General features: G+C 58.7%; 12 protein-coding genes. 4 read left to right on the plus strand and 8 right to left on the minus strand.

What is annotated here, in order from left to right; translation table 11 throughout:
- Window positions 1-19 precede the first annotated feature (19 nt).
- Entirely contained in the window at window positions 20-2,878 is a 2,859-nt protein-coding gene (locus AA309_RS09660; protein WP_047188801.1) for a tetratricopeptide repeat protein, read from the plus strand.
- 71 nt (window positions 2,879-2,949) lie between these two features.
- A complete protein-coding gene (locus tag AA309_RS09665; protein WP_047188802.1) occupies window positions 2,950-4,281 on the plus strand; it encodes a tetratricopeptide repeat protein in 1,332 nt (443 codons plus the stop codon).
- 49 nt (window positions 4,282-4,330) lie between these two features.
- Here the strand turns inward: AA309_RS09665 and AA309_RS09670 are convergent, their stop codons facing one another.
- A complete protein-coding gene (locus AA309_RS09670) occupies window positions 4,331-5,407 on the minus strand; it encodes a DUF1565 domain-containing protein (RefSeq protein ID WP_084731044.1) in 1,077 nt (358 codons plus the stop codon).
- Window positions 5,408-5,814: 407 nt separating this feature from the next.
- Between AA309_RS09670 and AA309_RS09675 the strand changes: the two genes are divergently transcribed.
- Complete coding sequence (locus tag AA309_RS09675) at window positions 5,815-6,600, plus strand: LuxR C-terminal-related transcriptional regulator (protein WP_047188803.1); 786 nt, start codon at window positions 5,815-5,817, stop codon at window positions 6,598-6,600.
- 30 nt (window positions 6,601-6,630) lie between these two features.
- Here the strand turns inward: AA309_RS09675 and AA309_RS09680 are convergent, their stop codons facing one another.
- On the minus strand, window positions 6,631-6,858 hold the full coding sequence (locus AA309_RS09680) for a DUF6894 family protein (protein WP_084731046.1): 228 nt from the start codon (window positions 6,856-6,858) through the stop codon (window positions 6,631-6,633).
- A gap of 475 nt (window positions 6,859-7,333) precedes the next feature.
- On the opposite strand from AA309_RS09680, the gene AA309_RS09685 reads away from it, so the two are divergent.
- A complete protein-coding gene (locus AA309_RS09685; protein ID WP_047188888.1) occupies window positions 7,334-8,032 on the plus strand; it encodes a LuxR C-terminal-related transcriptional regulator in 699 nt (232 codons plus the stop codon).
- Window positions 8,033-8,050: 18 nt separating this feature from the next.
- Here AA309_RS09685 and AA309_RS09690 read toward each other — a convergent pair whose 3' ends face one another.
- From AA309_RS09690 to AA309_RS09715, 6 genes are all read right to left on the minus strand, one after another.
- A complete protein-coding gene (locus tag AA309_RS09690) occupies window positions 8,051-9,691 on the minus strand; it encodes a GMC family oxidoreductase (protein ID WP_047188805.1) in 1,641 nt (546 codons plus the stop codon).
- Between the two features lie 33 nt (window positions 9,692-9,724).
- Window positions 9,725-10,699 (minus strand): branched-chain amino acid ABC transporter permease, encoded by a 975-nt coding sequence (locus AA309_RS09695; RefSeq protein WP_047188806.1) that lies wholly within the window; start codon window positions 10,697-10,699, stop codon window positions 9,725-9,727.
- A 4-nt stretch (window positions 10,700-10,703) separates the two neighbouring features.
- Window positions 10,704-11,591: a branched-chain amino acid ABC transporter permease gene (locus AA309_RS09700; protein WP_047188807.1), complete on the minus strand. Its 888-nt coding sequence runs from the start codon at window positions 11,589-11,591 to the stop codon at window positions 10,704-10,706.
- 3 nt (window positions 11,592-11,594) lie between these two features.
- Window positions 11,595-12,302: an ABC transporter ATP-binding protein gene (locus tag AA309_RS09705; protein WP_047188808.1), complete on the minus strand. Its 708-nt coding sequence runs from the start codon at window positions 12,300-12,302 to the stop codon at window positions 11,595-11,597.
- Window positions 12,295-13,053, minus strand: a complete 759-nt coding sequence (locus AA309_RS09710) for an ABC transporter ATP-binding protein (RefSeq protein ID WP_047188809.1) — start codon at window positions 13,051-13,053, stop codon at window positions 12,295-12,297. Before AA309_RS09710 ends, AA309_RS09705 begins: the two co-directional genes overlap by 8 nt.
- Window positions 13,054-13,140: 87 nt before the next feature.
- Window positions 13,141-14,349, minus strand: a complete 1,209-nt coding sequence (locus AA309_RS09715; RefSeq protein WP_047188810.1) for an ABC transporter substrate-binding protein — start codon at window positions 14,347-14,349, stop codon at window positions 13,141-13,143.
- Between the last annotated feature and the right edge of the window lie 70 nt (window positions 14,350-14,419).

Genomic DNA, 14,419 nt, shown 5'->3' on the forward strand with positions numbered 1-14,419 from the left:
CAGGATGATGGGAGATCACATGATGCGCAAGCTTCCCAGCTTCACCGATCTTTGCCTCACGAGCCGAAACAGGGTGACTGCAGGAATTGTCGTTGCTGTATCCCTCGCGGGTCTCTTCGGATACCCAACTGCTGTTCGTGCGCAGACAGCAGCACCACGCTCCCTGGCTCCAACAGCCGATTTCAGCAAGCTCTGCGTGGCTCCTCCGAAACTCTCCCTCAAGCGAGACTGGAAGAAGTGGGACAAGTCTCAGGGGACAGGTGATCTTGAGGAAATGTATGACGCAGCCCTCCTGTATGCGGATGGCGCGCCGCAGGTTCCGCGCGATCCGACCACGGCGAGAAAGCTCCTTGAGGAATTGTCCGGGCGGACTTGGCCCGGAAAGGGAAGAGCCCTCTATCGCTTAGGGAAGTTGATGCTCGATCCTGCCGCAGGACCCGTGGACTCCGAGCGGGCCGCATCACTGTTCGCGTCTGCCGCCTCCATGTTGCATATGGATGCAGCGGTGCAACTCGCACGCCTTCACGAGCAGGGCCGCATTGCGGGCGCTGACATCAAGGAGGCGGAGCGGCTTCTGCGCACTGCTTCTGCCGCCGGTAATGTCGACGGCGTGATCGGTCTCGCGCGGCTTCAGCGTAGCGGCCGTGTTGGTGTCGTGCAGCAAGCCGCCACGGATGATCTGGTCAAACTCGGGTTTCTCATCCTGTATGGTGATTTAGGGCGCGGAAAATGCAGCTCCCTTTACGAGATCGGTACGATCCTGTCCGATGAAACGCTTGTCCCGGGCGGTTTGCCTGAAGCCATGAAATGGTTTGAAGCGGCCGCGCGGCAGGGGGATTACCGGGGCGATTTGGCACTGGCCGAGATTTATGCGCAGGGACGCGCCAAGGCAGCGCCTAACGTAATCGTCAGGCATCTTACGAGAGCTGCAGATGCAGGCTACGCTCAAGCCATGACGTCTTTGGGCGAGCATCTTCTGCGCGGAGATTCTGTTCCAAAGGATATGCCTAAAGCAGTCGCGTGGCTGGAGAAGGCCGGCACCTATGCCGATGTTGATGCTTACAAGATTCTGGCCAGGCACTATCGTGGCGAGTTCGGCTCGCCTCCTGATCTTCCGAAAGCCGCAGAGGTTTTGTCGCGCGCAGCCGCGCTGCCAGGGCACAGTGCCAGCGTTCTTGTCTCGCTCGCGCGCCTGCATGCTGCCGGTATCCACGGAAAACCGGACATCAAGACTGCGCTTTCGCTCTACAGACAGGCAGCAGATCGGGGTGAGCCTTCCGGGCTGACGGAGCTTGCAAAGCTCCTCCTCGCGAGCCCTCAAGACGCGAATGGGACCGATGTTCTAGGTCTTCTTAAGGAAGCCGCCAATCGCGGCAGTCCTGAAGCCATGGGGGTTCTTTCCGATCTGTACGAGTGCAGCGCGATCGTTGCTCCTGACGCTGACCAAGCTCGCGCCTGGCTGACGCGGGCAGCCGCGGCAGGACATGCGCGCAGCATAGCGGCCCTCACTATGCAGGCGAATGTCGACTCCGCTGTTACGCGGCAGAATATGGAGGCTCTCATTCGTTCCGCGGAGAAGGGGGATCGAGAGAGCATGGTGCTCCTGTCTTTCGCCTACAGAACGGGGCGGGGCATTGATAAAAATGAGCAGCAGGCGATCAAATGGCTGACTGCTGCCCTGGCTCCCGGTGAGGATCGGGCTCGTGCTCAACTCTTCCTGGCGCGCAAGCTCCTGAATGGTGAGAATACGCCCCGTGATGAAGCCGGCGCTCGCGCCCTCCTCGAAGAGGTTATGCGGGGTGGTGATGCGAGTGCGACGTTCGAGCTGGGACGTCTTCTGCTGTCGCCCAGCCACACGGATAAGGCCGAGCGCGCTCGCGGCTTGATGCTGCTTCAGAAGGCGGCATCCTCTGGCAACGCCGCCGCGATGCTTGTCTTGGCGGAGCAGGCAGACAACGAGCTTCGCTCCACGGGCAAGACCGCGCTGGATTGGAAAAGAGCCGCGGCAGAAGCCGGAAGCTCTCGCGCAGCGATTTCTCTTGCCGCACTCGTCAAAGATTCGTCCGAGGCTTCGGCATGGATAGCACGGGCTGAATCGCTTCCTGTCTGTTCTGTACGTGACATGGTGGAGCTTGCGCAGGTGCAGTCTCGGGTGAATGGAACTCAAGGCATTGAAAAGGCTCACATGTGGCTCCAGCGTGCCATCAATGACATTCAGCTCAACGAACCGGATCCCGCAACGCTGTTTCTGATAGGACGCGTCATGCTCGAAGGCACAGGCGGTCAGACTGACAGGCAAGCTGCTCTGCAGTATCTCAAGCGTTCTGCCGAGGCCGGAAAAGTAGAGGCCATGCGGTTCCTTGGTCGCAACTATGCCTCCGGAGCTTTTGGCGAGGGTAACATCGGTCCTGCCATCGAGTGGCTTGCCAAGGCGCTGCGTGGCGGCGACGAGGGAGCGGCAACCGATCTCGCACGGCTGGCCGGCAGTTCCGAAACGAATGCGGTACCCGCCATCGCAGCGCTGAAGGAAGTGGCTGAGGGCGGATCCGTGCCAGCCATGCGTGAATTCGGGCGCAGCCTCCAGTTCGGCTTTGGAGTCGAGGCGGATCCCGAGCAGGGAGCGAACTGGCTGCGCAAGGCAGCCGAGGCAGGCGACACCGTCGCCATGAAGGAGCTCTCTCGCGCCTATGCATCCGGTTATGGAGTCGAGCTGTCAGCCAATGCCAGCACGGATTGGTTACTGCGCGCTGCCAATGCCGGTGATGCAGAAGCCATGTATGGCGTCAGCCTTGCCATGACCCTTGGTTTTGGAACCGAAGTGAACGCCGAGGCCGCGCAAAAGTGGCTCGCCGTAGCCGAGACCGCTGCACGGAAATGACCGGCGAATATGGGTTGGTTTCAGGGACGAGAGATCTTGGTAGCCGAGGACAAATGCAAATGAGAAGTCGAATGATCAGAACGAGTTACATCTTGCTCCTGAGCTGCCTCATCACGAGCACAGTGGCTGCCGCACCTGCAAGACAGGAGGAGGTGCCTGAGGCGCCTGCCTCTGCCCCTGCAGGTCCCAGCGTCGCACAGTTGAAAGCCATGTCCACGGTCCGCCTTCTCAAACTCGGCCAGGCAGCATTGACGACCAAGATCGATGCTCCAGCTTTCGCAACAGGCCTTGAGGCGTTGAAGATCGCATCGTCACGGGGCGACCGCGTTGCAACGCGGATTCTGGCGAAGGTCATAGCGCGCCATGAGGTTGCCATCGCAAGTAACGGGCGCTCCAAACTTGAGAGCAAGCTGAGATATGAAGCGCTCCGTGGCGCATCCAGCTCCGTTCTGGCTGTTGCGGGCATGTATGATCGGGGCGATGGTGTGTCGGTGGACACGAAGAAGGCCGCAGAATGGTATCTGTGGGCCGCGCGGGTCGGCAACCGCCGGGCCATGGCTCATGTGGCCTATGCCTATGGCTCCGGCCGTGGCGTGGAGCGCAATGAGGAGGCTGCATTGAAATGGCTTGAGGATGTGAATCCCGGCCGCAGCCGCATAACTCTCGTGGAGATTGGTTGGGCTCTGGCTGCCGGAACCGAAGGTCCTGCAGACATGCCTGCGGCTCTGCGCTTTTTCGAGAGGGCCGCACAGATCAGCCCGAACGTCGTCTACAAGGTTGCGATGGATCTGGAGCGAGGAACCAATGGTGTTCAGGATCGCGAAGCGGCAGGCCACTTGATTCGGGTTGCTGCGGAGCGTGGCGACAGTGCCGCCGCGACGCACCTCGCGAATATGCTGGCCGGCAGCGACAAGCTGGAGGATCAGCGTCAAGCCGTGCAGTGGTACAGCCTTGCTGCTTTGGACAGGGAGAATGCAGCTGCAGGGCAGGGGCTTTCACGCCTTTTGGCTCTTCGCCCGAACAGTGAGCTGGTGCCCAACATCATTACTGGGTTGGAGAAGGCAGCCGAGGCCGGCAATCGTGAGGCGCTGATCGGCTTGGCGCAGGCCTTTAGCGAGGGAACAGGCGTCGACGCTTCGTCTGAACGGGCCGCCAGCCTGCTCCAGCAGGCTGCCGATGCGGGCATTCCCGAAGCGAAATACAGACTGGGCCTCATGTACAAGTCGGGTATTGGCGTTGATATGGACATGGATAAGGCCATTGCCCTGATGAGCAGCGCTCAGGAAAGCGGATTCCCTCTGGCCGCCGTCGCGCTGAGCTCCATGGTGGAGCCGTCCGCCACCAGCTCCGTTTCAGAGCCTGTGGTACCCAAGACGGAAGAGGCTGCAACGGAAGCAAAGTGATGACTGCTCCAATCGGTCCGACAAGGTCATGCCGATTGAAGCACGCTTCTCAACAGGGGCGGCGAGGGTTGACCTTCTCGCCGAACTCGCCCTTGACCTCTGCTCGTTTTCCTCCGACCACGTTGCCGCAGATCTTGCCTTGGGGGCCGCGCTGAATTTTTAGGCTGCCAACCTGATTGTCACGCAGCGTATTGGAGTAGGCGCTGTTCCCGATGCCGTCATCGTCCTCATCGCCACCAAGTCGGATTCCGGCGCCGCGATTTCCGTAGACAATATTGTGGCGGAAGACATTGCCGCTCCCACGGGCATCAAGACCGGCTGAGTTTTTGTCTCTCTGCCCCGTGCAACGATTGTGCTCGACAATGTTGCCGGACGATCCTTCCTTGATATCGACGCACTCATTCCCACGCGTGTTGAATGTGTTGTGATGAATCCAGTTTTCGTTCGAGCGGTCGATCTCACCATCCGGCGCACCCCACCGCCCCAGTTGCTCAGGCGCAGTTCCGATATAGACGCCTTCTCCGTTCTTTCCTCCATCTTTGTAGACGAAGTCATAGATACCGCAGTTTTCAATCGATGAGTTCGCGATCTCGTTCCGCTGCGCCTGATAGCGCAGTCTTACACATTCCCCGCCTGCGTTCTTGAGGCTCATGCCAATAATGCGAAGGCCCGTGACGCCGTCTCCAGGGCGGTTACCAACAGCATAGATCAACTTATCCCGAAAGCTGTCCTTGCCATTTTCTGGAGCATGCCTGCCGTCTATCGTGAAGCCGTGAAGCTCGATGTAGTCGTGATTAATTTCTACGATCCTGCCTGCCCCGGCGCCGGAGACGACGGCGTTGCGCCCACCTCTGATCATGATCGGCTTTCCGGGGCGCCCGTTTCGGACCGACCTGAAATCCTGAAAGTAGCGTCCGGGTGCTAGCTCGATCGTGTCGCCCGGCATGGCGCGCTCCAGGGCTTTCTGAATGCTCTGGATTGGGTCGGATGTGGTGCCGCGCACTGTAGAGCTGCCCGACGGATCCACAAAGTAAGTTTCAGACAATGCTCGTATCGACGAGAGGATGAGAGAGATACTCGTGAGCAATGCACATAGGAGGGCATGAGCAGTGCAGTTTCTCTTCATGGGTATCTCCAGATGAGCGGTCGTTGAGCGTCTCCGTTCATGCATTCATTTGAGGTGCACTCGTCAGCTCAACGGAGGCTTCGATCAAAGGTTCTCGCCGAGATCGAAGAACGTGAGGAACCAATATCCTGGATGCCTTTGCCTCAGGAAGACCGCCTGATGCCGCCTATACAAAATTGCCTATCGCATGCTGCCCCGCATGAAAGGGGGTACTTTGTCGTTTCACCGAAGGATAAGCTGAGCTGCAGCTAAAAAACTAATGTTTCCAGTGAACCCCGGCGCTGCTCTCGGCCTGTGATCGCTGACGATACTCCCTAAGCAGTATCCAATACTCCCTTTGCTGCAGTAGCTCATTACCGATGCGCTCGTATAATCGGAGGTAATCTTTGCGGAAAAGGTTTCCTCGTATGACAAACATGCTGCAGATCACGACGATCTTGGGCTGCAAGAATTCCATGCTTCGCGAGGGAATCAAACACATTTTATCAAGTACTCGCTACAAGGTGCATCCTGAAGATCTAAGCTGCAGGAGCACGGTACTGCCTCAACTGTATGGTAATTCGTCACTGCTCTTCATCATTGATAGCAATCTCTATCCGAACGGGATGAGCAATGTGATTAGAGAGCTGAAAGGCCAGCATTCCCACGCCCATGTTGTCGTTCTAGCGGACGGCTTCGATCTCGAAGAGATGAAGATTGTCATCCAAGCCGGCGCTGACGGGTATTGTCTCGCAACAACAGGATGCGAGGCGCTGATCAAGTATCTGGATCTTGTGATGCTGGGAGAAGTGGTGTTCCCCTCTTCAGCGCTTCTGAATGCAATTATGCCCTCAAGCGAAGTGGATATTGACCAAAGAGAAAGTTCATCGATTGCGATGTCGGTTCCTCCAGCAGAACGCTTGATGGATGCCAAGGATTCCGTCATTCGTACGTTGTCCAGCCGCGAGGCCGAGATTCTGCAATGCCTGATGGAAGGCGCGCCCAATAAGGTCATTGCACGTAAGCTCGATGTCGCTGAAGCGACCGTAAAGGTGCATATCAAGGCTATCTTGCGGAAGATCCGCGTGGCGAATCGCACGCAGGCTGCCATGTGGGCCGTCAATCATTTGTCAGGTTCGAGCCAAGATGCCTCCTGGCTCCAGGCCGGCGATCACACAGCACATCAAAACTCGTCGCTGCTGAAAATTTTCTAGTCTGCGAAGTGATGCGGAAACGTCCTGTTCTTAGTGCAGGCCATATGTGAGCTTGATCGAGAACAGAACTTTTCCCATGGAGTCGGTCGCGTCCAATCGCCAGCGATCCCACTCGATGAAGTCGCCTTCCGCTTCTTGGCGAAGTTCAGCGATGGCTTTGAGAGCTTGAGCCCAGGCCTGGTCCAAGTCTCTCACCTCGACGCCCTCATCATCGAGCATCGTCTCTTCATCGCTAATCAGATTAAAGTAACATCTCATCGTAATTGCAGACCGGCTCTTGGTGAGCGCTATGTTATTTTAGTCCAAGTCGAAGGAATTTCCAGGTGGGTGGTCGGGAGACATAATTTCCTGACGGCCCGTTGGCTCTTTAGCTCAAATCGGAGCCGTATGACATAGGTTAATGAAATAAGGGTGTGTCCGACTCGAAATCACAGCTTAATGTTATAATAAAGCTTTACATGATATAAAAAACGACCTGAGCGCCATCTTTGTTAATAAAGATTTAAGAGATGTGAATAGAAGGCCATTGTTGTTGTCGGGAGAATAAGCTAATTTACCTAGAGGAAAGTTCTTCTTTCTCTCGTCGTTGGACTCAGGCCAGAAAGGCTCTCCCATGAGGAAAACCTACGATCTTGATGGATCCTCCCTTTCAAGCGTGCCGCTCACGAGAGATGTTGGGCATTCCAGATACCTGGAGCTGGCGCGCGCGTCAGATTCTTTCCCGGTCTCCTACATGAACTCCCAGACAACGCCTACGCTTCTCGTCGAGCCCAATACTCTCCTACGTGAAGGGTTGAAACGGATACTGGCCGAGACCGATTATAGCCCTGTCGCGTTGGCCTCTAGCTTCGATGAAGCCCTGGCAGGCTGGGAAACCGGCGTCAGCCCGTTCCTCCTGATCATGGATGGGGCGCGGGATCATGATGAGGCCTGCGACCAGGTTCGGCAGCTCAAGGAGCGGTATGCCTCTGCTCGTGTGCTCATGCTGGTCGACCAGTATGACCTCAAGCAGATCATCACGGCTTTCCAGGCCGGCGCGGATGCCTATTTGATCAAGTCCGTTTCCTGCGAGGTTTTGGTCAAGACCCTCGATCTCGTCATGCTCGGAGAGGTCGTCTTCCCGTCCGTCGTCCTTGAACTGCTGCGCGAGCATGCACTTCGGGCGGATGGCGAAACAGTGGTGCAGAGTGCTGAAAAGGTACCTGACGGAACCTTCCAGACCAAAGGTTTATCCGTTCGTGAGACCGTGATCCTGCGTTGCCTCATGGAGGGAGATTCGAACAAGCTCATTGCGCGCAAGTTCGATATCACGGAAGCAACCGTGAAGGTTCACGTGAAGGCCATCCTGCGCAAAATTCACGCGAAGAACAGGACCCAGGCTGCCATCTGGGCCGCAAGCCATCTGCCTGCGGATGAGCACGCTTCGGCTTGATATCTATAAAGTTTCGCCTCAGGCTGATTGCCTGAGGACTTCTACCGTGTGAGAGTGATCCTCCAGGATCATGGCAGCGCCTTTATCCGCGATCATCAACGTCGGCGAGTTGGTGTTCCCGCTCGTGATCGTTGGCATCACCGAGGCGTCGATCACGCGAAGTCCCTCAACGCCTCGAACCCTCAACCGCTCGTCCGTCACTGCCATCGGATCGGTCTCAATGCCCATTTTTGCCGTTCCGACTGGATGGAAGATAGTGGTGCCGATGTCACGAGCACCGTTGAGAAGCTCTTCATACGTATTGAGATGAGCGCCGGGCTTGTATTCCTCGGGCCGGTACTTCTGAAGCGCCGGCATCGAGACGATGCGGCGGACCAGGCGCAGGGAATCCACGGCAACTTGCTGATCCTCCGGCGTCGACAGATAATTTGGCCGGATCGACGGTGCATCGGAGGCGCTGCCGCTGCGAATCCTGATGCTGCCGCGGCTCGTGGGCCGGAGGTTGCAGACGCTCGCCGTGAAAGCAGGGAAGGGGTGCGGATCGTCCCCGAACTTGTCGAGCGACAGGGGTTGAATATGAAACTGCAGATTCGGCGTGGCGTAATCGGGCGAGGAGCGGGTGAACGCACCCAGCTGAGATGGCGCCATCGTCAGCGGGCCGCGCCGAAACAGGGCATATTCAAGCGCCATGTATCCCTTTTTCACGAGCGAGCGGTAATCCTCGTTGAGCGTACGGACGCCATGAACCTTGTAGATGGGACGTAATTGCAGGTGATCCTGCAGATTCTCGCCGACGCCCGGCAGGTGCTGGATCACAGGAATGCCATGCTGCTGCAGGAGGCTGCCATTCCCGATGCCGGATAGTTGCAAAATCTGGGGAGATGCGACGGCTCCAGCAGAGAGAACGACCTCCTTGCGGGCGTAAATGCGGCGGAGAGCGCCGTTCTGCAGGATCTCGACACCTACAGCCCGATTGCCTTCAAAGAGAAGGCGTGTGGCGTGCGCGTTGATTTCCAGTTTGAGGTTGGAGCGAGACAGGGCAGGTTTCAGGAAGCCACGTGCGGCCGACCAGCGCCGGCCGTTCTTCTGGTTGACGTGGAAATAGGAAATGCCCTCGTTGCTACCCGTGTTGAAGTCAGTTGTGCGGGGAATCCCGGCCTGAACCGCGGCCTCGATGAAGGTATCGAGGATATCCCAACGCGTGCGAGGGGCCTCGACACGCCATTCTCCACCTGCACCGTGGTGCTCGCCTGCGCCGAGGTAATGGTCCAGGTGCTGACGGAAGATCGGCTTCACGTCATCCCAGCCCCAGCCTTTCAGGCCCATCTGCCGCCAGTTGTCGTAATCCTCACGCTGTCCGCGCATGTAGACCATGGCGTTGATGGCCGAGCAGCCGCCGAGCACCTTGCCGCGTGGATAGTTCAGCGCGCGTCCATTGAGGCCGGGCTCGCTCTCCGTCTTGAACATCCAGTCGGAGCGCGGATTGCCGATAGCAAACAGGTAGCCCACCGGAATGTGGTACCAGATCCAGTTGTCCTTTCCGCCGGCTTCAAGCAGGCAGACGGAATCGCGAGGATCCTTGGAGAGGCGGTTCGCCAGAACGCAGCCCGCCGAACCTCCTCCGATGATGACGTAATCAAACGTGGTGTTCTCTGACATGACACGCCTCAACCGGTAACCGTAGGCACTTTCTCAAACAGTGCCCTTAGGCTTGCGCTTCAGGAGTTCCAAAATCTCGCCCACGATACCCCGGCGGAACAGCAGCACGCAGATCACGAAGATGATGCCGATCAGCACCGTGACGGGAAAATCATAGGCGGCGAAATAATTCTGCAAGGCAATGACCAAGCCCGCTCCGACGATAGGACCAACCATGGTGCCGATGCCGCCGAGAAGGGTCATGAGAATGACCTCGCCCGACATCTGCCATTGCACGTCGGTAAGCGTAGCGAACTGGAAGACGATAGCCTTGGTGCCTCCGGCGAGACCCGCAAGCGCGGCTGACATGACGAAGGCACCGAGCTTGTAGCGATCGACCCGATAGCCGAGCGAGATGGCGCGCCTTTCGTTCTCTCGGATCGCCTTGAGAATGTTCCCGAAAGGCGAGTTCACAATGCGCCAGATGGCGAAGACGCCGAACAGGAAGATCCCGAGCGTCACGTAGTACATCGCGAGCGGCTGGTTGAGATCGATGAGGCCCAGCAGATTCCCGCGCGGCACGCCCTGAATGCCGTCCTCGCCATGGGTGAATGGCACCTGGAGGCAGATAAAGGCGAACATCTGCGAGAGCGCCAGGGTGATCATGGCGAAGTAGATGCCCTGACGGCGGATCGCCAGAAAGCCGATGATGAGGCCCATGCCGGCAGCGCCGGCCACGCCGAGCAGAATGCCGGAGAGAGGCTCCCATCCCCACACCTTGACCGCATGGGCCGTGAAGTAGGCCGCGCCGCCGAAGAAGGCCGCGTGTCCGAAGGAGAGGAGGCCGACATAGCCGATGAGCAGGTTGAACGCGCAGGCAAAGAGCGCGAAGCACAGGATGCTCATCAGGAAGACGGGGTAGAGAAAGAACGGTGCAGCAAGCAGGGCTGCCAGGGCGATGGCGCCTACCACGAGCGAGGTGGTGCGCAGTTTGGGCTGCTCAGCGAGATATTGTGTTCCAACAGCCATGATATTACTCCTCCCGCCCGAAGAGACCTGCCGGCCTGACGAGCAGAACGATGGCCATGATTACAAAGATAACGATGCTCGAGGCTTCCGGGTAGAAGACCTTGGTCAGGCCTTCCAGAACGCCGAGAACGTAGCCGGTCACGATGGCGCCGAGGATCGACCCCATGCCGCCGACAACCACCACGGCAAAGACGATGATGATGAGATTCGAGCCCATCAGAGGGCTGACCTGATATATCGGCGCCGCCAAGACGCCTGCCAGCGCGGCAAGGGCTGCACCCAGGCCGTAGGTGAGCGTCAGAAGAAGAGGGACGTTCACGCCGAAGGCCTGGACAAGCGTGGCGTTTTCCGTTGCAGCGCGAAGGTAAGCGCCAAGCCGTGTCTTCTCGATCAGCAGCCATGTGCCGACACAGATGAACAGCGAGGCAACGACCACCCAGCCGCGATAGATCGGCATGAACATGAAGCCGAGATTGAGGGCGCCGGTCAACTCGGCCGGAGGAGCATAGGGTTTGCCGGCTGCGCCGAACCAATGGCGGAAGGCGCCTTCCAGAATAAGGGCCAAGCCGAAGGTCAACAGGAGTCCATAGAGAGGATCGATGCCATAGAGACGTCTCAACATGAAACGCTCGATGACAATCGCCACCGCACCGACGATCAGCGGAGCGACAATAAGAGCCGGCCAATAGCCGATACCGACATAGGTGAGCAGGAGATAGGCCGCGAAGGCGCCGAGCATGTATTGCGCGCCGTGGGCGAAGTTGATCACCCGCAGCAGGCCGAAAATCACCGCCAGACCAAGGCTGAGCATGGCGTAGAAGGAGCCGTTGATCAGGCCGATGAGAATCTGGCCGTAAAGCGCAGGGGTGGGGACGCCGAAAATCGTATTCATACTTTACACCCCCAGCACTTCGTGGAGTTCGTCCATGCGGGCATCGAGTTCATGGCCGGGGAAGGAATTGACCATGCGCCCATCCTCCATGAGGTAGAAGCGGTCGGCGACTTTCCGCGCGAAGCGGAAGTTCTGCTCCACGAGCAGAATGGTCATGCCGCGCTTCTTCAAAGCGACGAGGACATCGCCGATGCGCTGAACGATGACGGGGGCGAGACCCTCGGTCGGTTCGTCGAGCAGGATGATCCTCGCTCCCGTGCGCAGGATGCGGGCAATCGCCAGCATCTGCTGCTCGCCGCCAGACAATTTCGTGCCCTGGCTCGAGCGGCGCTCATGCAGGTTCGGGAAGAGCGTATAGATCTCGTCCAGGCTCATTCCGCTTTCCGCAACATTCGGCGGCAGCATCAGATTCTCGGCCACGTTGAGACTGGCAAAAATGCCGCGCTCCTCGGGCACGTAGCCAATTCCTGCCTGCGCCACCTTGTGAAGGGGAAGACCGATGAGATCCTTGCCGCGCAGGCGGATCACGCCCTCGCGGCGGCGTAGGATTCCCATGATGGCACGCAATGTCGTGGTCTTGCCCGCTCCGTTACGGCCAAGCAGCGTCACGGTTTCGCCTTCGCGGATGTCGAGGTCGACGCCATGAAGAACATGGCTCTCGCCGTACCAGGCATTCAGCCCACGGATTTCGAGGAGAGGCGCGTTACTCATGCTCGGTCCCCATATAGGCTTCACGCACGCGCGGATCGGCGCTGACGGTGGCGTACGTACCGTCGGAAAGAATTTCGCCACGTGCCAGAACCGTAACGCGGTCGCAGAGATCGGCAACGACGTTCAGATTGTGCTCCACCATCAGAATCGTGCGGTTCTTGGCAACGCGACGGATCAGATCGGCAATGCGCCCGATATCTTCATGACCCATACCGGCCATGGGCTCGTCGAGCAGGAGCATGGCCGGATCCAGAGCCAGGGTTGTGGCGATCTCAAGGGCGCGCTTGCGGCCATAGGACAATTCCGCGGCCGTCAGATGCGCGTAAGACGAGAGGTTGACCGCATCGATCAATTCCATCGCGCGCTCGTCGAGACCCGAGAGGCTGCCGGATGGAAGCCAGAACTGCGTCGCGAGGCCCTTCGGGCGCTGCAGGGCAACGCGCACGTTATCGAGCACTGTGAGATGCGGGAACACGGCCGAGATCTGGAACGAGCGCACGAGGCCGAGGCGCGCCACTTCGGCGGGCTTCAGGCGTGTGATGTCGTTTCCACGAAAGTGGATCTGCCCACGCGTGGGCGTGAGAAACTTGGTGAGAAGGTTGAAGACCGTGGTCTTGCCGGCGCCGTTCGGGCCGATCAAGGCATGGATCGTTCCTTCGTTGACAGACAGCGTCACATCCTTCACCGCGACGAAGCCGCGAAATTCCATGGTGAGGCCTGTGGCGCTCAAAATCGGTTGAGTACTGACCATGTGCCGGCCGTTGATCCCGAACGATAAAGAGGTCACTAATAAAACGGCGAGGACGGCGCAAACCGTCCTCGCCGTGCGTTCTCAGAGTTACTGCGTGAGCTGGCAGCCGCTTTCGGCAGCCTTCATGTAGGCTTGGTCGCCAGGAATCGTGGCGAGCTGCTTGTACATGTCCCACTCGCTTTTGCTCTCTTCGGGCTTCTTCACCTGGAAGAGATACATGTCGTAGACCATGCGGCCATTGGGCAGCACCTTGCCGTTCTTGGTGAAAACGTCCTGGACCGGCATTTCATGCAGAGCCTTGGCAACGGCTTCCGTCTCGTCCGTGCCGACCTTCTGGATCGCTTTCAGGTACTGCGTCACGGTGGAGTAGGTGCCCACATGGATCATGTTCGGCATGCGGCCGGTCTTTTCCTGGAAGCGCTTGGCGAAGGCACGGTTCTCGTCGTTCTGATCCCAATACCAGCCCTCGGTGAGCGTCAGGCCCTGCGCGGCCTTGAGCCCAAGGCCCTTCACTTCGGCGAGGGTGAAGAGAAGGGCTGCAAGGCGGGTGCCGCCCTGGGTGATGCCGAACTCGGAGGCCTGCTTGATGGCATTGGCGGTGTCGAGACCCGCATTGGCCATGCCGATCACGTTGGCGCCGGAACTCTGGGCCTGCAGCAGGAAGGACGAGTAGTCGGTGGCTGCCAGCGGATGACGTACCGCCCCGAGAACCTGACCACCCTTCGATTTCACGAATTTGGAGGTCTGCTCTTCGAGCGAATAGCCGAAGGCATAGTCCGCGGTGAGGAAGAACCACTTGTTGCCGCCGTTCTCCACCAGCGCGCCGCCGGTGCCGACGGCAAGTGCGTGGGTGTCATAGGCCCAGTGGAAGCCGTAGGGAGAGCACTGCTTGCCGGTGAGATCGGTCGTTGCCGCACCGGTGGTCATGGTGATCTTCTTCTTTTCCTTGGAGAGGCCCTGCACAGCGAGCGCTACGGAGGACGTGGTCAGCTCCATGATGGAATCGACCTTTTCCGTGTCGTACCATTGCCGGGCGATGCTGGAGGCCACATCGGGCTTGTTCTGATGGTCGGCGCTGACGATCTCGACGGGAACGCCCAGAACCTTGCCGCCGAAATCCTGAACGGCCATGCGGGCGGCTTCCACGGAGGACTTGCCTCCGAAATCGGCATAGACGCCGGATTGATCGTTCAGGATGCCGATCTTCACCACGCCGTCGGAGGCTTGCTGGGCATAGGCCGCTTGCGCCGCAACAGTGCAGCTGAGGGCAAACAGAATTGGCTTGAGAACTCGCATCGTATCCCTTCCCTGTGTTGTTCGAGGGGGCAGGTTGGTCCTGCCTTTATCGGACGGCATGGTGGAACCC

The organism is Microvirga vignae (assembly GCF_001017175.1).
Taxonomy (GTDB): domain Bacteria; phylum Pseudomonadota; class Alphaproteobacteria; order Rhizobiales; family Beijerinckiaceae; genus Microvirga; species Microvirga vignae.